The 20,530-nt window shown below is 64.5% G+C and carries 22 protein-coding genes and 1 tRNA gene; 7 read left to right on the forward strand and 16 right to left on the reverse strand.

From position 1 onward, the window contains the following. Positions 1-52: 52 nt before the first annotated feature. The 3 genes from JTE92_RS22875 (at position 53) to JTE92_RS22885 (ending at position 3,017) form a co-directional block, all read left to right on the forward strand. Positions 53-1,756 carry a PhoH family protein gene (locus JTE92_RS22875; protein ID WP_063238028.1) on the forward strand — a complete coding sequence of 568 codons (1,704 nt, stop codon included), beginning with the start codon at positions 53-55 and terminating at the stop codon, positions 1,754-1,756. Positions 1,757-1,884: 128 nt separating this feature from the next. After that, the gene (locus tag JTE92_RS22880) at positions 1,885-2,292 is read left to right on the forward strand and encodes a hypothetical protein (protein WP_063238029.1); all 408 of its coding nucleotides are present in this window, start codon (positions 1,885-1,887) and stop codon (positions 2,290-2,292) included. Between the two features lie 47 nt (positions 2,293-2,339). Continuing rightward, the gene (locus tag JTE92_RS22885; RefSeq protein WP_063238030.1) at positions 2,340-3,017 is read left to right on the forward strand and encodes a C40 family peptidase; all 678 of its coding nucleotides are present in this window, start codon (positions 2,340-2,342) and stop codon (positions 3,015-3,017) included. Between the two features lie 81 nt (positions 3,018-3,098). Here the strand turns inward: JTE92_RS22885 and JTE92_RS22890 are convergent, their stop codons facing one another. The 8 genes from JTE92_RS22890 to JTE92_RS22925 form a co-directional block, all read right to left on the reverse strand. Continuing rightward, positions 3,099-4,106 (reverse strand): inorganic phosphate transporter, encoded by a 1,008-nt coding sequence (locus tag JTE92_RS22890; protein WP_063238031.1) that lies wholly within the window; start codon positions 4,104-4,106, stop codon positions 3,099-3,101. A 13-nt stretch (positions 4,107-4,119) separates the two neighbouring features. Further along, positions 4,120-4,746, reverse strand: coding sequence for a DUF47 domain-containing protein (locus tag JTE92_RS22895; protein WP_010809517.1), 627 nt, complete (start codon positions 4,744-4,746; stop codon positions 4,120-4,122). Positions 4,747-4,938: 192 nt separating this feature from the next. Further along, on the reverse strand, positions 4,939-6,330 hold the full coding sequence (locus tag JTE92_RS22900) for a replicative DNA helicase (protein ID WP_063238032.1): 1,392 nt from the start codon (positions 6,328-6,330) through the stop codon (positions 4,939-4,941). 186 nt (positions 6,331-6,516) lie between these two features. Then, positions 6,517-6,969 (reverse strand): 50S ribosomal protein L9, encoded by a 453-nt coding sequence (gene rplI / locus JTE92_RS22905; RefSeq protein WP_063238033.1) that lies wholly within the window; start codon positions 6,967-6,969, stop codon positions 6,517-6,519. 31 nt (positions 6,970-7,000) lie between these two features. Next, the gene (rpsR, locus tag JTE92_RS22910) at positions 7,001-7,279 is read right to left on the reverse strand and encodes a 30S ribosomal protein S18 (RefSeq protein ID WP_006163606.1); all 279 of its coding nucleotides are present in this window, start codon (positions 7,277-7,279) and stop codon (positions 7,001-7,003) included. A gap of 3 nt (positions 7,280-7,282) precedes the next feature. Next, the gene (priB, locus tag JTE92_RS22915; protein ID WP_063238034.1) at positions 7,283-7,582 is read right to left on the reverse strand and encodes a primosomal replication protein N; all 300 of its coding nucleotides are present in this window, start codon (positions 7,580-7,582) and stop codon (positions 7,283-7,285) included. Between the two features lie 77 nt (positions 7,583-7,659). Continuing rightward, positions 7,660-8,034: a 30S ribosomal protein S6 gene (gene rpsF / locus JTE92_RS22920; RefSeq protein WP_042886264.1), complete on the reverse strand. Its 375-nt coding sequence runs from the start codon at positions 8,032-8,034 to the stop codon at positions 7,660-7,662. Between the two features lie 112 nt (positions 8,035-8,146). Beyond that, positions 8,147-9,139: an asparaginase gene (locus JTE92_RS22925; protein ID WP_063238035.1), complete on the reverse strand. Its 993-nt coding sequence runs from the start codon at positions 9,137-9,139 to the stop codon at positions 8,147-8,149. Between the two features lie 282 nt (positions 9,140-9,421). On the opposite strand from JTE92_RS22925, the gene lexA reads away from it, so the two are divergent. Both lexA and JTE92_RS22935 read left to right on the forward strand, forming a co-directional pair. Continuing rightward, positions 9,422-10,078, forward strand: coding sequence for a transcriptional repressor LexA (gene lexA, locus JTE92_RS22930; RefSeq protein WP_063238036.1), 657 nt, complete (start codon positions 9,422-9,424; stop codon positions 10,076-10,078). A gap of 113 nt (positions 10,079-10,191) precedes the next feature. After that, positions 10,192-10,362 carry a hypothetical protein gene (locus JTE92_RS22935; protein WP_169834801.1) on the forward strand — a complete coding sequence of 57 codons (171 nt, stop codon included), beginning with the start codon at positions 10,192-10,194 and terminating at the stop codon, positions 10,360-10,362. A gap of 36 nt (positions 10,363-10,398) precedes the next feature. On the opposite strand, the gene JTE92_RS22940 is transcribed toward JTE92_RS22935, so the two are convergent. From JTE92_RS22940 to JTE92_RS22970, 7 genes are all read right to left on the reverse strand, one after another. After that, positions 10,399-10,749, reverse strand: coding sequence for a hypothetical protein (locus JTE92_RS22940; RefSeq protein ID WP_232353303.1), 351 nt, complete (start codon positions 10,747-10,749; stop codon positions 10,399-10,401). Positions 10,750-10,851: 102 nt separating this feature from the next. Beyond that, positions 10,852-10,927 (reverse strand) — tRNA-His (locus JTE92_RS22945). Positions 10,928-11,028: 101 nt separating this feature from the next. Continuing rightward, a complete protein-coding gene (locus JTE92_RS22950) occupies positions 11,029-11,307 on the reverse strand; it encodes a hypothetical protein (RefSeq protein WP_063238038.1) in 279 nt (92 codons plus the stop codon). 794 nt (positions 11,308-12,101) lie between these two features. Then, the gene (gene dusA, locus JTE92_RS22955) at positions 12,102-13,079 is read right to left on the reverse strand and encodes a tRNA dihydrouridine(20/20a) synthase DusA (protein ID WP_232353362.1); all 978 of its coding nucleotides are present in this window, start codon (positions 13,077-13,079) and stop codon (positions 12,102-12,104) included. Between the two features lie 269 nt (positions 13,080-13,348). Continuing rightward, on the reverse strand, positions 13,349-13,912 hold the full coding sequence (locus JTE92_RS22960; protein WP_063238040.1) for an NADPH-dependent FMN reductase: 564 nt from the start codon (positions 13,910-13,912) through the stop codon (positions 13,349-13,351). A gap of 160 nt (positions 13,913-14,072) precedes the next feature. Next, positions 14,073-15,161, reverse strand: coding sequence for an enoyl-CoA hydratase/isomerase family protein (locus JTE92_RS22965; RefSeq protein ID WP_063238041.1), 1,089 nt, complete (start codon positions 15,159-15,161; stop codon positions 14,073-14,075). Positions 15,162-15,256: 95 nt separating this feature from the next. Then, positions 15,257-16,825, reverse strand: coding sequence for a methyl-accepting chemotaxis protein (locus tag JTE92_RS22970; protein ID WP_063238042.1), 1,569 nt, complete (start codon positions 16,823-16,825; stop codon positions 15,257-15,259). A gap of 238 nt (positions 16,826-17,063) precedes the next feature. On the opposite strand from JTE92_RS22970, the gene JTE92_RS22975 reads away from it, so the two are divergent. Further along, positions 17,064-17,927 carry a sterol desaturase family protein gene (locus JTE92_RS22975; RefSeq protein WP_063238043.1) on the forward strand — a complete coding sequence of 288 codons (864 nt, stop codon included), beginning with the start codon at positions 17,064-17,066 and terminating at the stop codon, positions 17,925-17,927. 44 nt (positions 17,928-17,971) lie between these two features. Here the strand turns inward: JTE92_RS22975 and typA are convergent, their stop codons facing one another. Continuing rightward, complete coding sequence (gene typA, locus JTE92_RS22980) at positions 17,972-19,792, reverse strand: translational GTPase TypA (RefSeq protein WP_063238044.1); 1,821 nt, start codon at positions 19,790-19,792, stop codon at positions 17,972-17,974. Between the two features lie 211 nt (positions 19,793-20,003). On the opposite strand from typA, the gene JTE92_RS22985 reads away from it, so the two are divergent. After that, entirely contained in the window at positions 20,004-20,489 is a 486-nt protein-coding gene (locus JTE92_RS22985; protein WP_063238045.1) for a MarR family winged helix-turn-helix transcriptional regulator, read from the forward strand. Positions 20,490-20,530 lie beyond the last annotated feature (41 nt).

The raw sequence follows: 20,530 nt of genomic DNA on the forward strand, positions 1-20,530 counted from the left end.
GTGGCGCGGACGCCTTAGCCCCTCTCTCGTCCCCCTGAAAGGAAAGCCAAGCATGCCGCTGCCTACCATGCCCGCCAAGCCTGCCCAATTGCTGGATCCGAGCGAATTCGCTCCGGTCTCCGCGGTGCCCAAGGCCAAGTCCGCCACACAGTCGAAGAAACCTGTGCCGGCACTCGAGCGCGTGGCATTGCTGGAAACCGGCGAGGCCAAGCCGCCTGCCGTGAAGGCGCGCGCCGCCGGTGGCACCCGAGCCCGCAGCACCGAAACCCCGGCCGGGCCCGCGCCGACGGCCAGCGCCCCGCCGGTCAGCCTGGTCAAGCCCGTGGCCGGCACCTCGCGCCGCGCGCGCAAGGCCGAAGGCCCGAGCAAGCTGTTCGTGCTCGACACCAACGTGCTGATGCACGACCCGAGCTCGCTCTTCCGCTTCGAGGAACACGACATCTATCTGCCGATGATGACGCTCGAAGAACTGGACAACCACAAGAAGGGCATGAGCGAAGTCGCGCGCAACGCGCGCATGGTCAGCCGCACGCTCGATTCGCTGGTGGGCGGCACCGACGGCGTGCTCGACGAAGGCTTGCCGCTGGAAAAGCTCGGCAACCGCGACGCGCAGGGCAAGCTGTTCTTCCAGACGCGGCTGAACGATATCAAGCTGCCCGAGGGCCTGCCGCAGGGCAAGGCCGACAACCAGATCCTGGGCGTGGTCAGCGCGCTGCAGCAGCAGTACCCCGAGCGCCAGGTCGTGCTGGTGTCCAAAGACATCAACATGCGCATCAAGGCGCGCGCACTCGGGCTGCCGGCGGAGGACTACTACAACGACCAGGTCCTGGAAGACAAGGACCTGCTCTACGCGGGCGTGATGCAGTTGCCCGGCGACTTCTGGACCAGGCACGGCAAGGGCGTGGAAAGCTGGCAGGATCCCAAGTCCGGCGCGATGTTCTATCGCCTGACCGGCCCGCTGGTGCCCTCCTTCCTGGTCAACCAGTTCGTCTACCTGGAACCGGTCGACGGCAGCCTGCCGCTGTACGCGCAGGTCAAGGAAATCAACGGCAAGACCGCGCTGCTGCAGACGCTCAAGGACTACACGCACCACAAGAACAATGTGTGGAGCGTGACCGCGCGCAACCGCGAGCAGAACTTCGCGCTCAACCTGCTGATGAATCCGGATATCGACTTCGTCACGCTGCTGGGCCAGGCCGGTACCGGCAAGACGCTGCTGGCGCTGGCGGCGGGCCTGGAGCAGGTGCTCGACCAGAAGCTCTACAACGAGATCATCGTCACCCGCGCCACGGTGCCGGTCGGCGAGGACATCGGCTTCCTGCCCGGCACCGAGGAAGAGAAGATGCAGCCGTGGATGGGCGCATTCGACGACAACCTCGAAGTGCTGCAGAAAAGCGACGACAGCGCCGGCGACTGGGGCCGCGCCGCCACGCAGGAGCTGATCCGCTCGCGCATCAAGGTCAAGAGCATGAACTTCATGCGCGGCCGCACCTTCGTCAACAAGTTCGTCATCATCGACGAGGCGCAGAACCTGACGCCCAAGCAGATGAAGACGCTGGTGACGCGCGCAGGCCCCGGCACCAAGATCATCTGCCTGGGCAATATCGCGCAGATCGACACGCCGTACCTGACCGAAGGCTCGTCCGGCCTGACCTACGTGGTGGACCGCTTCAAGGGCTGGAGCCACAGCGGGCATATCACGCTGGCGCGCGGCGAGCGCTCGCGCCTGGCCGACCACGCCGGCGACGTACTCTGACGCGGGCGGCAGCCGGGGCGCCTGCCTTGAGGCCGGTGCCCCGGCCCGCTGTCGTGAACGGCAAGCACAATGCGGCTATGATGTCCGCACATCCGCTTGTTGTCCCGCACCCCCAACCGGAGGCGTCGATGAACCAACAGCATCTCCGCCTGGCCGCGCTGATTGGCGCTGCCATGGCCCTGGCCTGCCCGCTGCAGGCACGCGCCGCGGCCGACGACCTGGTGATCCGCACCATGGGCCCGGTCAGCTATGTCTGCGGCGGTGTCGCCGAAGACGAGCGCCAGGCGCTTGCCGCGCGCGAGAAGGATTTCAATATCGGCATCCTGTTCACGCAGGGCGCCGCGGGCGAGTTCCTGTCCGACGTCGCGGTCAAGCTGGTGCGCGACGAACAGGAGGTCGCAACCTTTCGCGCCGCCGGACCCCGCTGCCTGATACGTGCGCCGGAAGGCAGCTACAATATCGAAGCCACTTACAACGGCCAGGCCAGGTCGATCAAGGTCAGCACCGGTACGCGCAACGCCCAGCTACGCTGGTAGCGGCAAGGTTGCCGGTGCGCCGGCAGGCCGGCGACCGGAATCCAGGCATGCCATTGCGCCGTACCAGCAGCTCTTCCAATCCTCCCACACCGCCAGGCCCGCTCGCCCGGGCCGGCCTGCCGCTGCTCTGCGCCGCCGCACTGCTGCTGGCAGCGTGCGCCAGCTCCCCATCCTCTCGCCATGGCAGCTTGCCGCGTGCACCCGGCAAGCCCATGGTCGATCCCAGCGCCGGACTGGAGGAGATCTCGATCCAGGCGATGTCGCTGGTCGGCACGCCTTACCGCTACGGCGGCAACACGCCGGATGCCGGTTTCGACTGCAGCGGACTGGTGCGCTATGTGGTATCCCGTGCCGCCAACGTCAACCTGCCGCGCACCACCGAAGCCATGGGCACCCGCGGCACCATGCTTGACCGCAGCGAAGTCGCTTCGGGCGACCTCGTGTTCTTCAACACCACCGGACGCGCCAACTCGCACGTCGGCATCTACGTCGGCCAGAACCGCTTTGTCCATGCGCCATCGTCTGGTGGCACCGTCCGGCTGGAGGACATGGGCAAGCCTTACTGGGCCTCGCGCTACAACGGCGCGCGGCGGGTGGTTGCCGGCGCGATCAACCTGCCGCCGCCCGCGCCGGCGACACCGGCCCCGGTCCCGGTCCCGCTGGTGCCGCAACCGGCCCCGCTGCCCGACGACGACGATCCCATCGCCGCCTTCGCCAACCGCTGAGCGCCCGGCGCGCGGGCAAACAAAAAGCCAGGCAGCTGCCTGGCTTTTTGCAAGACCATCCAATCCCGCGTTACAGGATAGTTACAGGATATGCCGGCCGATCCACCATGCGATCGCCGCCATGAAGGCCGATGCCGGAATCGTCAGCACCCAGGCCCACACGATATTGCCGGCCACGCCCCAGCGCACCGCCGACATCTTCTGCGAGGAGCCGACCCCGACGATGGCACCGGTGATCGTATGCGTGGTGGACACCGGCACGCCCAGCGCCGAGGCAAAGAACAGCGTCATCGCACCGCCGGTCTCCGCGCAGAAGCCGCCCACGGGCTTGAGCTTGGTGATCTTCTGGCCCATGGTGCGCACGATGCGCCAGCCGCCGAACAGCGTGCCCATGCCGATGGCCACGTAGCAGCTGACGATCACCCACGTCGGCGGCGGATCGCCGGCCAGCACATGGCCGCTGGCGATCAGCAGCATCCAGATGATGCCGATGGTCTTCTGTGCGTCATTGCCGCCGTGCCCCAGGCTGTACAGCGAAGCCGATACCAGTTGCAGCCGCCGGAACCAGCGGTCAACGCGCGATGGCGGCGTGCGGAAAAAGGTCCAGCCGACGACGACCATCATCAGCGAACCCAGCAGGAAGCCGAGGAAAGGCGACACCAGGATGAACGCCACCGTCTTCAGCAGGCCGCTGGCAACCAGCGCGCCAGTGCCGGCCTTGGCCACCGCGGCACCCACCAGCCCGCCGATCAGCGCATGCGACGACGACGACGGAATCCCGTAGTACCAGGTGATGACGTTCCACGCGATCGCCCCGACCAGCGCGCCGAAGATGACATAGTGGTCAACGACACCACCCTGGATGGTGCCGGTTCCGACCGTGGCCGCCACCTTCAGGTGGAACACGAAGATCGCGACGACGTTGCACATCGCCGCCATCGCCACCGCATGGTGCGGCTTGAGCACGCCCGTGGACACCACCGTGGCGATCGAGTTGGCTGCGTCGTGGAAGCCGTTCATGAAGTCGAACAGCAGCGCGAGCGCCACCAGCAGGGCAATCACCCACAGGCTCATTTGAATGGTCTGCATGCCGATTGCCGCCTCAGGCGTTTTCCAGGACGATGCCTTCGATGATATTGGCGACGTCCTCGCACTTGTCGGTGATCGTCTCGAGCTGTTCGTAGATGGCCTTCAGCTTGATCAGGCGCTTGACGTCGGTCTCGTCCCGGAACAGCTTGGACATGGCCGAACGCATCACGCGGTCGGCCTCGGACTCGAGCTGGTCGATCTGCTGGGCGGTCTTCAGGATGGTGCTGGCGTTGCCCATGTCCTCGAGCAGGCCCACCGCGATCTTGACCTGGTCGCAGCACTGCACGCAGATCGCGGCGAGGCGCAGCGCCTCGTCGGTCAGGTTGGTCACGTCATACAGGGAGATGGTCTCGGCCACGTCTTCCATCAGGTCCAGGATATCGTCCATGGTCGTGATGAGCTTGTGGATCTCGTCGCGGTCCAGCGGCGTGATGAAAGTCTTGTGCAGCAGGTCGATGGTGTCGTGCGTGATCCGGTCGGCCTTCTTCTCGGTGGCCTGGACGCGGCGGGCATGCGCCTCGGCGTTGGGCAGGTCGTTGACCAGGGCCTGGAGCTCGTGGGCGGCGGTCACCGCGCAGTCGGCGTGCTGGTTGAAATATTCGAAGAACTTGCCCTCTGTGGGCATGAATCGGCCGAACATGGAATGTTCCTTAAGGCGGCGCATGTAGCGCTGCTGATGTGTTGCAGATGGATTGAACGCGAAGCACGACAGCCGCCGGGTGGGCGGTTGTCATCAAAGCGCAATATTTTACAGGGTTACGCGGACACTGCCCGCCAATTTGGCACAAACGAGACGGCCTGCGGCGCGATCTCGCGGGCGGGCTTGACTTCGTCAGGTGTCGTTGTCGAAGAACGCCGGGCCGCCGGTGAAGTTGTCGAACTTGGTGAACTGGCCCAGGAAGGTCAGCCGCACCGTGCCGATCGGGCCGTTACGCTGCTTGCCGATAATGATTTCGGCGGTGCCCTTGTCCTGCGAATCGGGGTTGTAGACTTCGTCGCGGTAGATGAACAGGATCACGTCGGCATCCTGTTCGATAGCGCCGGATTCGCGCAGGTCGGACATCACCGGACGCTTGTTCGGGCGCTGCTCCAGGCTTCGGTTCAGCTGCGACAGCGCGATCACCGGGCAGTTGAGCTCCTTGGCCAGGCCCTTCAGCGAACGGGAGATTTCTGAAATTTCCGTCGCGCGGTTCTCACCGCCGCCGGAGCCCGACATCAGCTGCAGGTAGTCGATGATGATCAGGCCGAGCTGCCCGCACTGGCGCGCCAGGCGACGCGAGCGCGCCCGCAGTTCCATCGGGTTCAGCGCCGGGGTTTCGTCGATGAACAGCTGTGCATCGTTCATGCGCTGGATGGCATGCGTCAGGCGCGGCCAGTCTTCATCCAGCAGGCGGCCGGTACGCAGCCGGTGCTGGTCCAGCCGGCCCACAGAGCCGAGCATACGCATGGCCAGCTGCGTGCCCGCCATTTCCATCGAGAACACCGCCACCGGCAGGCCCTGCTCCACCGCCACGTGCTCGCCGATGTTCAGCGAGAACGCGGTCTTGCCCATCGACGGACGGCCGGCCACGATGATCAGGTCGCCACCCTGCATGCCGCTGGTCATCCGGTCCAGGTCCACGAAGCCCGTGGGCACGCCGGTCACGTCGCTGGTGCTGTCGCGATGGTAAAGCTCGTCGATCCGCTCCACCACCTGCGTCAGCAGCGGCTGGATTTCCTGGAAGCCGGCCTGGCCGCGCGCGCCTTCCTCGGCGATCGCAAACACCTTGGATTCGGCTTCGTCCAGCAGTTCGCGGACTTCCCGCCCCTTGGGCGCGAAGGCGGCCGAGGCGATGTCGTCGGCCACGGTGACCAGCTTGCGCAACACCGCACGCTCGCGCACGATTTCCGCGTAGCGGCGGATATTGGCCGCGCTGGGCGTGTTCTGTGCCAGCGAATTCAGGTACGCCAGCCCGCCAACCTCCTCGGCCTTGCCCGCAACCTGCAGCATTTCGTAGACCGTGATCACGTCGGCCGGCTTGGTGGCCGAGATCAACCGGGCGATGCTCTGGAAGATCATCCGGTGGTCGAAGCGGTAGAAATCCGCCTCCGAAAGGAAGTCCGCAATGCGGTCCCAGGCGGCATTGTCCAGCAGCAGGCCACCGAGCACCGACTGCTCGGCTTCGATGGAATGCGGCGGAACCTTGAGGTTGTCGAGTTGGGGGTCGGCGACGGGCGCGTTCATGGGGAGGGATTATAACGGCGGGGCGCTGGCAGGAGGACGCACTACAGCGGACATTTGCCCGACATCTGCCTGACATCTGCCAGCCAGCGCAAGCGGGACAACAAAAAAGGCAGGAGCCAGGGCTCCTGCCTTTTCTGCTTGCAGTGCTTCACGCGGCGCCGCGGCGCGGCACCGCTGCAACAGGTTTTAGACCTGCTCGCCCAGCACCGACACAGTCACGTCGACCACGACGTCGGTGTGCAGCGCGACGCTGATCGGGTGGTCGCCCACCATCTTCAGCGGGCCGTTCGGCAGGCGAACCTGAGCCTTCTCGACCTTGAAGCCCTGGCCTTCCAGTGCCACGGCGACGTCGGCGTTGGTGACCGAGCCGAACAGACGGCCGTCCACACCCGACTTCTGGCTGATCTGGACGGTCAGGCCGTTCAGCTTCTCGCCTTCGGCTTGCGCGGCGGCCAGCTTCTCGGCAGCGGCCTTTTCCAGCTCGGCGCGCTTGACTTCGAACTCGCCGATCGCGGTTTGCGTGGCGCGGCGCGCCTTTTTCGACGGGATCAGGAAGTTACGTGCGTAACCGTCCTTCACCTTGACGATGTCACCCAGGTTGCCCAGGTTGATGACTTTTTCCAGCAGAATGACTTGCATCGTATTTTCTCCGTTACGGACCTAGGGCCTATCAGTTCTTGTGCAGGTCGGTGTACGGCATCAGCGCGAGGAAACGCGCGCGCTTGATGGCCGTATCCAGCTGACGCTGATAGTGGGCCTTGGTACCGGTCAGGCGGGCCGGCGTGATCTTGCCGTTGTCGCCGATGAAGTCCTTCAGGGTGTCCAGATCCTTGTAGTCGATCTGTTCCACGCCAGCCACGGTGAAGCGGCAGAAGCGCTTGCGCTTGAACAGCGGGTTCTGTTGCTGGAAGCGCTTCTTGTTCTTGTTGTCACGTTTGACGAATGCCATGATTCAATCCTTTACGAATGCTTTACATCCGGTGATGTGAAAGACGAGAGCCTTGCTGTTGCGGTGCTTGCGGGCGAGGAATCCTTCGCAGTCGAGCAGCGTGCCGAGCGGGAGCCGCTCAAGCCGCTGGCCAACCGGCCCGATCCCCATCGCTGCGATGGCAAACTCGACCTGCCGCGGCGTTTCCGCCTCGACCGCCTCGCCGCTGTACTGCAGGATGCAGTTCACGACGGGCACCCCGGCCGGGGTATAGCGCAGGGCGTCGCGTTCCGCCAACGTGGCGGCAAGCCGAAGCTGGTTCAACGCGGGGCCTCTTGCTGTTTGCCATCGGTGCCGCCCTGGCCGACGCTGTCAGCCGTGGCTCGCACCGCAGTCCGCACTCAGGCGGGCTGGCCTTCGGTGGTCGTTTGCGCAGCCTTGCGGGCTTCTTCGCGCTGCACTTCCTTCATCATCGGCGAAGGAGCGGTCTCGGCCTTCTTGGTCTGCACGATCAGGTGGCGCAGGACGGCGTCGTTGAACTTGAACGCGTGTTCCAGTTCAGCCAGGGTGTCCTTGCCGCATTCGATGTTCAGGCAAACGTAGTGAGCCTTGGCCAGCTTCTGGATCATGTAGGCCATCTGGCGACGGCCCCAGTCTTCCACGCGGTGAACGTTGCCGTTCTGCGAGGTCACGAGCTGCTTGTAGCGCTCGATCATGGCCGGCACTTGTTCGCTCTGGTCCGGGTGGACGATGAAGACGATTTCGTAATGACGCATTGACGCTCCTTTTGGGATTAGCCACCCGGGCGTCACGAGTCCGGTGTGGCAAGGTTGAATAGCCGTAAATTATAGCCCGGCGCCGGTCCGCCGTGCAAGCAGCAAGCCTGCCTCAGGCTTGGGCAAACGCTGCCTGCAGGCGCAAGGGGTCCCGCGCCAGCGCAGGATCCGCCGCAAGCGCCAGTGCCAGCAGCACCCTCGCCTTGTATGGGTTCAGGTCCGCGGCAGAGACAAAAACGCCATCGGACGGGCTGGGGTGCGCCGGAATCGCCACATGGCCTGCCCCGGTGCGTGAACTGCGCACCACTGCCACGCCGGCGATGGCGGCATCCACCAGGGCTTCCGCCAGGACTTCATGTATCGAACCATTGCCGGCCGCGGCCACCACCAGGCCCGCCACGCCGGCCTGCACCAGCGCGTCGACGGCGATCCGGCCCGGTTGCGCGTAGCTTGCGACGATCTCAACCACCGGCCATGCGCGTGGCATCGGCCCGATCGCCCATGCCTGCCGGGGCGTGCGGGCGAAGCGCACGTAGTCATCCTGCACCATCCCGAGCGGCCCGCATTGGGACACGAAGGCATCCACCGCCGACGTATGCGCCTTGGCGACATCGCGCGCCGCGTGGATCTGCTGGTTCAGCACCACCAGCACGCCCTTACCGCACGCATCCGGATGCGCCGCCACCCGGACCGCGTCGAGCAGGTTGAGCGGGCCGTCGGCGGATAGCGAGGTGGACGGTCGCATCGCTGCCGTCATCACCACCGGAACCGGACACGCCTGCGTCAGGTGCAGCGCCATCGCGGTCTCTTCCAGCGTGTCGGTGCCGTGCGTGATCACGATGCCCGCCACATCCGCCTGCGCAGACCAGTGTTCGACGCGCGCCGCCAGCGCGGCCCACAGCGCGAAGGTCATGTCCTTGCTGTCGACCTGCGCCACCTGCTCGGCTTCGATCCGCGCCACCGACTTCAGCGCCGGCACCGCCGCCAGCAACGACGAGACGGGCACGGTGGCCGCCTGGTAGTGTGCGCTGCTGGCGGGGTTGCCCGAAGCGCCGGCAATGGTGCCGCCGGTAGCCAATACAACGATGCGAGGCAATTGGTTCATGGGTGCTGGGGGGCAGGAAACAGGAAGGTAACGCATGCGCAGGGCGCATCGAATCGCGATTGTAATGGCGGACCTCCGCCTGCATGGCGTGCGCCGAGGCCTATCGGTCACCGCGCGCCGCCAAAAATTCTGCTTGCGCTGACGCCGATACTGTATAAAATCACAGCATACTGTTTAAACATACAGTGCCCGGCCCGCCGGATGCAGGATTTGCGGACAGCCCCGTTCGTGGGCAACCCGCTCCCACCCCTGCCCAGCGCGCCCGCACGGAACGGCGATCCCATGGCGACCCTGACACCCCGGCAGCAGCAGATTTTCGATCTGATCCGCAGTACGATCCGCCGTACCGGCTTCCCGCCCACGCGCGCCGAAATTGCTGCCGAATTCGGCTTTTCCTCGCCAAATGCCGCGGAAGAACACCTGCGGGCGCTGGCCCGCAAGGGCGTGATCGAGCTGACGCCGGGCGCCTCGCGCGGCATCCGCCTGAAGGTTTCGCGCAGCGATTCGGAAATGCCGGACCAGTTCTCGCTGCCTGTCCCTGGCGTATTGCAGCTGACGCTGCCGCTGGTGGGGCGCGTTGCCGCCGGCAGCCCCATCCTTGCCGCCGAGCATATCGACCGCCAGTACCAGGTCGATGCCTCGGTCTTCGATGAACGCCCCGACTATCTGCTGCGCGTACGCGGCCTGAGCATGCGCGACGCCGGCATTCTCGACGGCGACCTGCTCGCCGTGCGCCGCGCCAGCGAAGCGCCCAACGGCAAGATCGTGGTGGCACGGCTCGGCGACGATGTCACAGTCAAGCGCCTGCAGCGCCGCGGCGGTCATATCGAGCTGATCGCGGAAAACCCGGACTTCGCCAACATCATCGTTGAACCCGGGCGCGAAGAGTTTTCGCTGGAAGGCATCGCGGTCGGCCTGATCCGATCCTCCGGCTTCTAGCCGGGCACGGCAGGCCTTGCGCCTGCACGGACCCACACGCTCCATTGCTTTGCAGACGCCGCCCGGCTTGCCGGGTGTTGACCCCGCTTTTGCCTGAAAAAAGAGGTGCAACCATGCCGCAAACCCACGACGTCGCCGCCCGCCGCCCGGTCAAGCCGGTACCCTTCCGCCAGTGCAAGGGCGTACGCGTTTATCAGGGCGCGCAGCGCCGGACCATGGTAGGCAGCATGGCCGCTATCTGCAGGATGCTTGAACTGGAAACCACGAACAAGCTGGCCGTTTGAAGCGGCGCCACTTTCTGACCTGCGCCCTGCCCTGAATCAGCTACGCGCGCACGCCTTGGTTTCCGTTTCCAGTTCTTCCGGCGTCATCTGCGGGAACCATGTATTGGTCTTGCGGAGTTCGACGGCCGTGCCATCAGGCCTGGCCGTCAGCGAAATCAGGTAGGCATAGGCAAACTCGCCGCTGCCGTTTGGCTGCCCGATCCGGATTTCCGTCTGGTTCCGTGCCGGCAGGTTGACGACCGTCGCCTCATCGCCGAGATTGTTGCGCAGGCATTTGGCAACGTCAGCCATTTTTGCCGGCGTGAACAAGCGCATCGGGGGACGCGCACGAATGTCTTTTTCCGACGTGCCAGTGGCACACCCGGCCATCATCGCGGCCACTGCCACGCCAGCGCCCACTACCGCTGCTCGAAGGAACATATGAACCCTTTGGAATCAGATCCAGAAAGCAAAACAGCGCCCGTAAAGGCGCTGTTTTGCTTGGCAACTTGGGGTGGCTGATGGGACTCGAACCCACGACGACAGGAATCACAATCCTGGACTCTACCAACTGAGCTACAGCCACCGTAGAGGTCATCAGCGAAGCGCTGATCGACGAAAACCAAGATTATACAAACACTTTTCCGAGATGGCTAGTATTCCGCACAAATTTTTTCGGGGCCTGCATCACGCCTTGCGCGGCTGCCACTTGGCCTCCAGCAACACTGCCTGCTTGATGGCGGCAATGGTCTCCGCCTCGGTGTCGAAGTGGCCCAGCAGCCGCCGTGACTTGCCGTTGAGGACGGCCTCCTGCAGCGCCCTGCCCGACGCTTCCGAGGTGCCGTGGTGCCAGCAGTAGCGCGCCGTCCATTTGCCATCCTGTAGTGGTTCAGCGACCCAGACCAGCCTGAAGTCCTCAAACACCTCGCCGAATGACTCTTCGTTGTTTGCGTTCGCTTTGTCCACGCTTGCTGCCGTCCATTCGCCTGTGGCGATGCGAAGAATCGTAGCACGCAGGCCAGGTTGCCAGAGATGGGGGCGGTACGCGGGCGCGACAGAGGTTCGCCGGAACCTGGCGCATTGGCCGTGGCCCAACCATCTTCTGGAAGATTGCAAGGAAGGAGCATGCGAACAATGCTTGGACGCCTGGCGGGAGTCTTGTCGCTGCTGGGAATGGTCGCGGCCCTGGCGGGCTGTGCGGGCGGCGGAGCCGATGGACGGGAGTCGGGGATTACGGCCTACGGAACGCTGGACGTCGGCATCAGCCATACTTCGCGATAGATTTCGCGCACCAGGCGTGACCGATGGAACTCTTTTCCATGCCGTGCGGTCAAATCGGCTCGAATGGTGCGATCGCAACAGGGCAAAAAAAGAGTCCGCAGCGCGGACTCTTAACTTTAGCGATCTCAAATGCCCTGAAGGCCGTTGCAATGTAACTGTCATCCGGGAATTACACCATTCGGGTAAACGAAAAGCGCCGGACGCGCCGACGAAAAAAAAGCCCGCCGAAGCGGGCTGAATAATCAGTTGAAGAAAGCCCTGTATTCGAGGGCAGGCACAGTGTAAAAAAGTGCCCTGCCCCGGCGAATTAGGGGAATCCCTTTGAAACCCTTTACGGACGCCGGTTTCCAGTCGATCCGACATGGCAAGTGTCGCACCCGCTACCCTCGGGAACCGATGCATAGATTGGCGATTCGGTGTTAGAGCAAGGACTCAAGCGCCCATAGCGGGACGATGCCCAGCGTTCAGCGCGAATCGTGCTATGCCGCCAGCGGCTCTGACGCCAGGGGACGCAGGTGTGTACGCGCCTCGGCAAACAGTGCATCCACATCGGCGCGAGTGCGCGCGGCATGCATGCGTTTTGCATCGGACAGCACGCGGCGCCAGCCTCGTCCTCCCGCAACGCCGCGGTACAGCCCCAGCATATGTCGAGTGACTGCGCCCATATACCCGCCGCGTTCGACCATGTCGCCGATATAACCCTGCATCGCTAGCTCTACATCCAGCCGCGATCGCACTGTTGCCTCGGCGTCGCCATAGAAGCGCACGTCCATTTCAGCCAGTACATAGGGCTGGTGATATGCCTCGCGGCCAATCATCACGCCGTCGACGTGCTGCAGATGCCGCGCCATCTCGTCATAGGTGACGATGCCGCCATTGATCAGGATCTCGAGCTGCGGAAATTCCTGTTTCAGCTGGTATGCCACTTCATAGCGCAGCGGTGGAATCTCGCGGTTTTCCTTTGGGCTCAGGCCTTTCAGGATGGCATTGCGCGCATGAACGATAAATGTGTCGCAGCCCGCCTCCGCGACCCTGCCGACAAAGTCCCGCACGAAATCGTAGTGCTCGATGGTATCGATGCCGATGCGATGCTTCACCGTCACCGGGATGCTGACCGCGTCGCGCATCGCCTTCACGCAATCGGCAACCAGCTCGGGCTCCGCCATCAGGCAGGCGCCGAAGGCACCGCGCTGCACGCGCTCGGACGGGCAGCCGCAATTCAGGTTGATCTCCTTGTAGCCCCATTGCTCGCCCAACTTCGCCGCCGCGGCCAGGTCTGCGGGTTCGCTGCCGCCCAGCTGCAGCGCGACAGGCTGCTCCGCCGCATCGAAATCCAGGTGGCGCGGCACGTCACCATGCAGCAGCGCGCCGGTGGTCACCATCTCGGTATACAGCCAGGTATGGCGACTGAGCTGGCGGTGGAAGGTGCGGCAATGACGGTCAGTCCAATCCATCATCGGCGCCACGGATACGCGGCGCGGACTAGCCGCGGCAGGTTTACCTTGAAAAATGGTCATGGGGAGCGGATCGGCGTGACCAATCCTCATGCTACTTGCAGATATCAACGGCGCCCGGGAAGGCGGTTCCCGTGCGCCGGGGGCGTCGCACACAATTCAGCCGCAGCAGTATCGCGGCTTTTCGGGAGGCGCATGAGTTTACCACCCCGGCAGATCTTTCGCCGGAGATGCTGCCCGCACGGCGAAAACCTCGACGCCCGCGCCCAGGCTTATCGCGTGGCTGCGGTCTTGTCGATCCACGTGGCGAACGCGGCCAGGAACTTGTCGAGAAAGCCCCGCGTGGATTCGTTCGCTATGCCGCCCTGCTCGTCGAACAGCTTGTCGACGCCGCCGATATAGGCTTCGGGCATTTGCAGCAGCGGGACATTGAGGAACACCATCGACTGACGCAGGTGGTGGTTGGCACCAAATCCGCCGATGGCACCCGGCGAGGCACTGATGATGGCGCCGGGCTTGCCGTCCCAGACGCTGCTGCCATAGGGGCGCGAGCCCACGTCGATGGCGTTCTTCATTGGCGCGGGGACGGAGCGGTTGTACTCAGGCGTGACGAACAGCACCGCATCGGCACGGCGCACGCGGTCGCGGAATGCAGCCCAGGGCTGGGGCGGCTTGTCGTCCAGGTCCTGGTTGTAGAGCTGCAGTTCGCCGATCTCGACGATCTCCAGCTTGAGTTGCGCCGGCGCCTGCGCGATCAGCGCCTTGGCCAGCTTGCGGTTATACGACTCCTTGCGCAGGCTTCCCACCAGTACAACGACATCACGAGGATTGCTCATCACGGCTCCTTTGTCTGTGTGGACACTTGAAGCGGACGGCGCGGGCGCCATGGCTGGCATGGCTGCCCGCGCCGGTCCAGCCACTACTCTACCCGAGTCGCGACTGGCCTGCCGTGAGGCGAGCGGCGCGCACGGCCGCCCGGCAGTGGCGACGGGCTGCTCAAGCGTCCTTGCCCAGCGCGGCGAGCGGATGGTCTTCCGCACGCCACGGGCTGTCGAAGAACGACTGGACTGTCTCGCGACCAACCTCATCCAGCCGGGCATGCTGCCAGCGCGGCTTGTGGTCCTTGTCGATCGCCAAAGCGCGGATGCCCTCGACGCCGTCGCCCTTGCGGAACACGTAGTACATCATGTCCAGTTCCATGCGCAGCTCATCCTCGAGCGACATGCCGCGCGCGCGGCGGATCTGCTCCAGCGACACACACAGCATCAGCGGCGAGCGGCTGCGCAGCATGGCAGCGGTCTGCGCAGCCCAGTCGCCCGGTGCATCGCTGACGGCCGCCAGGATATCCTGCGCGGTATTGCCGGCGAACAGCGCGTCGATCTGTGCGGACAGGCCCGCCAGCGTGCTTTGCGCAGGCTGGCAGTCAGCGCGGTGCGGCGCGGTGAAGCCTTCGATATGCGCAAGGACGGCATCGCCGCTGGCAAACTGCTGCGCGCGCAGCGAATCGACCAGCTCGGCCAGCCGGTTGCCCGGCAGCCAGGCATCGGCCAGGCCTGCGTACAGTGCATCGGCCGCGCTGATCGCGGTGCCGGTCAGCCCCAGGTATTCGCCGATATGGCCCGGCGTGCGTGCCAGGAACCAGCCACCGCCGACATCGGGGAACAGGCCGATATTGGTTTCGGGCATGGCCATCCGGGTGCGATCGGTGACCAGGCGCAGCCGGGCTCCTTGCGAAATGCCCATGCCGCCGCCCATCACCACGCCGTCCATCAGCGCGATATAAGGCTTGGCGTAGCGATGGATCAGGAAATTGAGCGCGTATTCCTCGACGAAGAACTGGTCGAGCAGCGGATCGCCTTCATGCGCCGCCTTGTGGAAGTAGCGGATATCGCCACCGGCGCAGAATGCCTTGCCGCCGGCACCGGCAACCACCACCGCCACCACCTCGGGCGCCGAAGCCCACGCCTGCAGCGCCTGGGTCATGGCGCGGATCATGTCCAGCGACAGCGCGTTGAGCGCCTGCGGACGATTCAGCGTCAGGTATCCGATGCCACCGTGGACTTCGGTCGTGACGAATTCAGTCATGTCTTACTCCTCCAATGCAACGGGTGATTCTACGCCAGCCGCGCCGGTGGACATATCCCGTGGGCAGCTTGCGGCGCATGCACCGCGGCAATCGTTCAGGCCAGCCTGAACGTCGCCACCAGCGCGGTCAGCCGCTGCGCCTGGTCTTCCAGCGAAGCGGCGGCGGCAGCGGCCTGCTCGACCAGCGCCGCGTTCTGCTGGGTCATGCTGTCCATCTGCGACACCGCCACGTTGACCTGCTCGATGCCGTGCGACTGTTCGTCCGAGGCCGCGCTGATATCGCCGATGATGCCGCTCACGCGCCGCACGGCGTCGACGATGTCCTGCATGGCGCGGCCGGCATCGTCGACCAGCCCCGCCCCTTCGCGCACGTTCGCCACCGAAGCGCCGATCAGCGTGCGGATTTCCTTAGACGCGCCGGCGCAGCGCTGGGCCAGGTCGCGCACATCGCCCGCCACCACCGCGAAGCCGCGGCCGTGCTCGCCGGCGCGCGCCGCTTCGACGGCAGCGTTGAGCGCCAGGATATTGGTCTGGAACGCGATCCTCTCGATCACGTCGATGATGTCCACGATCTTGCTCGAACTGCCGTCGATCGAGCGCATGGTATCGACCACGCGCGACACCGCCTCGCTGCCCCGCTCCGCCAGCGCACTGGCGTCCGTGGCCAGCGTGCGCGCCTCACGCGCGCTGTCGGCGTTCTGGCGCACGGTGCTGGTCAGCTCTTCCATGCTGGATGCGGTTTCTTCCAGCGATGCGGCCTGCTGCTCGGTGCGCTGCGACAGGTCGGCATTGCCGCTGGCGATCTGCTTGCTGGCCGAGGCAATCGCGTCGGCACCACCGCGCACTTCGCCCACCATCGCCACCAGGCTGTGTTGCATGCGGCCCAGCATGCCCAGCATGCGCGCGGTTTCGTTGCGCGCTGACTCATCTGCCTGCACCTCACCGCCGGACGCTGCCTGGGCACTCAGGTCCCCGCCGGCGATCCTGTCGAAGCGCGTGATCGCAACATCGAGGGGCTGCACGATCGAACCACGCAGGCGCCACGCCACCACGGTGCTGAACGCGAGACCGAGCACCAGTGCAATGACCGACATCGTGAACAGGTTGCGATAGCGGTGCTGCGACGCTTCGTAGACCTCCTTCGCGCTGGCCAGTTGCAGCTTGTTGAGTTCGGCATTGGCCGCGGTGAAGGCGATGTCGAGTTTGGGGATTTCCTCGAGCACGTACTTCATCACTGCATCACGATCGGCCGCGTGCAACGCGGCGATCATCGGCGCCACGCCTTGCTTGAACAGCGCATCGCGCCTCGCGGTGACATCATCGACCATCCTGTCTTCTTCAGCCGAGCGCGGCAGCGCAAGGTAGGCCTTCCATGCTTTCTCGGAATCGCGCGCAAAGCCCTCGGCGGTCGCGGCGCGGGCCTTGGCGTCGGCGGGATCCGTGACAAGGGTGGCCTGGTCGAGCAATACCCGCACCAGCAGCTGGTTCGAGCGCGCTTCGGCAAGATGCACCGCTGCCGACAATTGCTGCGAATAGATCTGGCGCGTGGCATCGTTGCTGCGTGACATGCCATGCCAACCTACGGCGGCAACAATCAGAAGCAGCAAGTTGGCAACGATCGTCAGGAACCACAATCTGGCTCCGATGGTAGTGTTCTTGAACATTGAAGCTCCGGGGGTAGAAACGCGAAGAAAACAGCGCGAAGAAAACGGGGCGAGGCCCTGCTCATCTACGGCGTGCACGATGCTTCCTTGACCCGGATTAGCTGCCTTCCTATGCGCGACACAACTGCACGCGAGTGCAGGAATGCAAAGATGTGCCGGCTGCAGCGCACCAACCTCATCGCGAAGATTTGGAGGAATTCCTCGTAGCAATTCCGGACGGAATGTGCACACTTGCGGGATGACCACCGAATCGCTCGATCCCGGACTCGTGCTGCTGGCGTTTGCGCCGGTCTTCCTGCTGGCCATTGCCGGCGAGGCCTGGTACTGGGCACGCCGCGACCGGTCGGTGTACAGCCTGCGCGATACCGCCTCCAACGCCGCGCTCGCGCTGATGCACCAGGCCTCGGACGCGTTCTTCCTCTGGCTGATGATCCGGACGGTGTACAGCTGGTGTTACCAGCATGGATGGCGTGCCGTCCCGGAGACGGCGTGGTCATTCGCGCTGTTGCTGCTGTTGCAGGACTTCCTCTATTACTGGTTCCACCGCGCCAGCCATCGCGTGCGCTGGCTATGGGCGTCGCACGTGACGCATCATTCGTCGGAAGGCATGAATTTCTCGACGGCGTTCCGGCAGAGCCTGACGTATCCGCTGTCCGGGATGTGGCTGTTCTGGATTCCGCTGGCGTATATCGGCTTTACGCCGGACTGGGTGGTCCTGGCCGTCGGCCTGAACCTGGCATTCCAGTTCTTCGTCCATACGCGGCTGGGAGTGCGCTGGCCCTGGATCGAATCGGTGTTCAATACGCCTTCGGTCCATCGCGTGCATCACGCCAAGAACCCGCAGTACATCGACCGCAACTACGCCGGCGTTCTGACGGTGTGGGACAGGCTCTTCGGCACCTTCGTCCCCGAGCGGGAGGCGCCGGTGTACGGCATCACGCGCCAGCTGCGCACGCACAACCCGCTGACGCTGACCTTCCACGAATGGCGCGACATGTTCGTCGATGCGTGGCGCGACCGCGATCTGCGCTACCTGTGGAAGCCGCCGGAATGGCGCAGCCCGCGTGCGCCGGCAATGGCGCCGCTGCCCGACGCGCAATAAAAAGCCGCGCCCTGGGGCGCGGCTTTTTATGACCAGCTCAACGCTTACGCGCCTTCGCGCGAAGCACGCTTGCGCTCGTGCTCCTTCAGGTGACGCTTGCGCAGGCGGATGCTCTTGGGCGTGAGCTCGACCAGCTCGTCGTCGGCGATGAATTCCACCGCATACTCCAGCGACATCTGGATCGGCGGCACCAGGCGCACGGCCTCGTCGGTACCCGAAGCACGCACGTTGGTCAGCTGCTTGCCCTTGATCGGGTTGACCACCAGGTCATTGTCGCGGCTGTGGATGCCGATGATCATGCCTTCGTACAGCGCATCGCCCGGCTTGACGAACATGCGGCCGCGGTCCTGCAGCTTCCACAGCGCGTAGGCCACGGCGTCGCCGTCGTCCTGCGAGATCAGCACGCCGTTGTGGCGCTCCCCCAGGCCGCCTTCGCGCACCGGCGCGTAGTCGTCGAAGATATGGCTGATCAGGCCGGTGCCGCGCGTCAGCGTCAGGAACTCGCCCTGGAAGCCGATCAGGCCGCGGGCCGGGATGCGGTATTCCAGGCGGGTACGGCCCTTGCCGTCCGAGGCCATGTCGAGCAGTTCGCCCTTGCGGCGGCCCAGCTCTTCCATCACGCCGCCCTGGTGGCTGTCTTCGACGTCCACGGTCAGCAGTTCGTACGGCTCGTTCTTGACGCCGTCGATTTCCTTGAACACCACGCGCGGACGCGACACGGCCAGCTCGTAGCCTTCGCGGCGCATGTTTTCCAGCAGGATGGTCAGGTGCAGTTCGCCGCGGCCCGACACTTCGAAGATGGTGTCGTCGCCGGTATCGGCCACGCGCAGCGCCACGTTCGATTTCAGTTCGCGGTCCAGGCGCTCGCGCAGCTGGCGGCTGGTCACGAACTTGCCTTCACGGCCGGCCAGCGGCGAGGTGTTGACGCAGAAGTTCATGGTCAGCGTCGGCTCGTCCACCTTCAGCATCGGCAGCGCGTCCTGCGCGTCCGGCGCACACACGGTGCAGCCGATGCCCAGTTCTTCGATACCGTTGATCAGCACGATGTCGCCGGCTTCGGCCTCGGGCACGATCTCGCGCTCCAGGCCCTGGAACTTCAGCACCTGGTTGATGCGGCCCTTGATCGGGTTGCCTTCCGGGCCAAACTTGACCACCACGTCCTGCAGCGGCTTGGCGCGGCCACGCGAGATGCGGCCCACGCCGATCTTGCCGACGTAGCTGGAGTAGTCCAGCGAGATGATCTGCAACTGCAGCGGGCCGTCCGGATCGTCGTTACGCACCGGCACCTTGTCCAGCACGGTCTCGAACAGCGGCTTCATGTCGCCGCCGCGCACGTCATCGGTCAGGCCGGCAAAGCCGTTCAGGCCCGAGGCGTAGATCACCGGGAAGTCGAGCTGCTCGTCGGTCGCGCCCAGCTTGTCGAACAGGTCGAAGGTCTGGTTGATGACCCAGTCCGGACGCGCGCCCGGGCGGTCGATCTTGTTGACCACCACGATCGGCTTCAGGCCCAGCGCCAGCGCCTTGCGCGTGACGAAGCGGGTCTGCGGCATCGGACCTTCCACGGCGTCGACCAGCAGCAGCACGCCGTCGACCATCGACAGCACGCGCTCCACTTCGCCGCCGAAGTCGGCGTGGCCCGGGGTGTCGACGATGTTGATATGGGTGCCGTTGTATTCGACGGCACAGTTCTTCGCGAGAATCGTGATCCCGCGTTCCTTTTCCAGGTCGTTCGAGTCCATCACCCGCTCGGCGACTTGCTGGTTGTCGCGGAAGGTGCCTGCCTGGCGCAGGAGCTGGTCGACCAGGGTGGTCTTGCCATGATCGACGTGGGCGATGATGGCGATGTTTCGGATGGCGCGGGTCATTGCTGCGTCTCGCTAAAAGCGACTCTCGCAAGGAGGGTCGGAGAATCTGAGGTAACCCAACATTCTAGCATGTTGCGGCGCAAGATGCGTTGACCTCAACCGTCACTCCCAATGCAAATATTATTGCAAAAATAGAAATAACCAATTTCCGTTCTTGCGCATCCTTAAACGTGAACATATATTTGCCTCAGCAAAGATTGCAAAGGCAAAGATGTCACAGGACCCACCTTCCGGACTGCCGGCAACAGAATCCGGGTTGTTCGATCCCGCCAAATACCAGATGTGCGACAGCGTCGGCTACCTGCTGCAACGCGCGAAGAACACGCTCGCACATACCGTGGAGCAAGAGGTCAGCAGCCTGGACATTACGCATGCGCAGGCCAGTTGCCTGATCATGATCGCCACCGGACGTGCCGCGACCGTCACAGATCTGGGGCGCGAACTGAATACCGACATGGGCTCGGTCACGCGCCTGCTCAGCCGCATGGAAAAGCGCGGCCTGATCGAACGGCAGCGCCGCGACGCCGACCGCCGCGTGGTCGATCTGCTGCTGACCGAACAGGGCCAGGCCCTGGCAGACCGCCTGCCGGCCATCTTCTGCAAAGTACTTTCCCAGCACTTCAGCGGATTTTCCGCCGACGAAGTCCAGCTGCTGAAAAGCATGCTGCGTCGGGTCATCGACAACTACAGCGGGTAGCGCGGCGCCGGCCGGACCCCTAACCCGGCAAGACAGACCGT

It is taken from the genome of Cupriavidus oxalaticus (assembly GCF_016894385.1).
GTDB lineage: Bacteria > Pseudomonadota > Gammaproteobacteria > Burkholderiales > Burkholderiaceae > Cupriavidus > Cupriavidus oxalaticus.

Coding starts and splice junctions, on each gene's coding strand:
- rpsR (WP_006163606.1), bottom strand. CDS start 7,279: ATGGCATTCGTCAAACGTGACAACAAGAACAAGAAGCGCTTCCAGCAA.
- JTE92_RS22895 (WP_010809517.1), bottom strand. CDS start 4,746: ATGTTCGGCCGATTCATGCCCACAGAGGGCAAGTTCTTCGAATATTTC.
- JTE92_RS22960 (WP_063238040.1), bottom strand. CDS start 13,912: ATGAGCAATCCTCGTGATGTCGTTGTACTGGTGGGAAGCCTGCGCAAG.
- lexA (WP_063238036.1), top strand. CDS start 9,422: ATGGCGACCCTGACACCCCGGCAGCAGCAGATTTTCGATCTGATCCGC.
- JTE92_RS22975 (WP_063238043.1), top strand. CDS start 17,064: ATGACCACCGAATCGCTCGATCCCGGACTCGTGCTGCTGGCGTTTGCG.
- rpsF (WP_042886264.1), bottom strand. CDS start 8,034: ATGCGTCATTACGAAATCGTCTTCATCGTCCACCCGGACCAGAGCGAA.
- rplI (WP_063238033.1), bottom strand. CDS start 6,969: ATGCAAGTCATTCTGCTGGAAAAAGTCATCAACCTGGGCAACCTGGGT.
- JTE92_RS22890 (WP_063238031.1), bottom strand. CDS start 4,106: ATGCAGACCATTCAAATGAGCCTGTGGGTGATTGCCCTGCTGGTGGCG.
- JTE92_RS22985 (WP_063238045.1), top strand. CDS start 20,004: ATGTCACAGGACCCACCTTCCGGACTGCCGGCAACAGAATCCGGGTTG.
- typA (WP_063238044.1), bottom strand. CDS start 19,792: ATGACCCGCGCCATCCGAAACATCGCCATCATCGCCCACGTCGATCAT.
- JTE92_RS22965 (WP_063238041.1), bottom strand. CDS start 15,161: ATGACTGAATTCGTCACGACCGAAGTCCACGGTGGCATCGGATACCTG.
- dusA (WP_232353362.1), bottom strand. CDS start 13,079: ATGATGGATTGGACTGACCGTCATTGCCGCACCTTCCACCGCCAGCTC.
- JTE92_RS22970 (WP_063238042.1), bottom strand. CDS start 16,825: ATGTTCAAGAACACTACCATCGGAGCCAGATTGTGGTTCCTGACGATC.
- JTE92_RS22935 (WP_169834801.1), top strand. CDS start 10,192: ATGCCGCAAACCCACGACGTCGCCGCCCGCCGCCCGGTCAAGCCGGTA.
- JTE92_RS22925 (WP_063238035.1), bottom strand. CDS start 9,139: ATGAACCAATTGCCTCGCATCGTTGTATTGGCTACCGGCGGCACCATT.
- JTE92_RS22885 (WP_063238030.1), top strand. CDS start 2,340: ATGCCATTGCGCCGTACCAGCAGCTCTTCCAATCCTCCCACACCGCCA.
- JTE92_RS22900 (WP_063238032.1), bottom strand. CDS start 6,330: ATGAACGCGCCCGTCGCCGACCCCCAACTCGACAACCTCAAGGTTCCG.
- JTE92_RS22875 (WP_063238028.1), top strand. CDS start 53: ATGCCGCTGCCTACCATGCCCGCCAAGCCTGCCCAATTGCTGGATCCG.
- JTE92_RS22880 (WP_063238029.1), top strand. CDS start 1,885: ATGAACCAACAGCATCTCCGCCTGGCCGCGCTGATTGGCGCTGCCATG.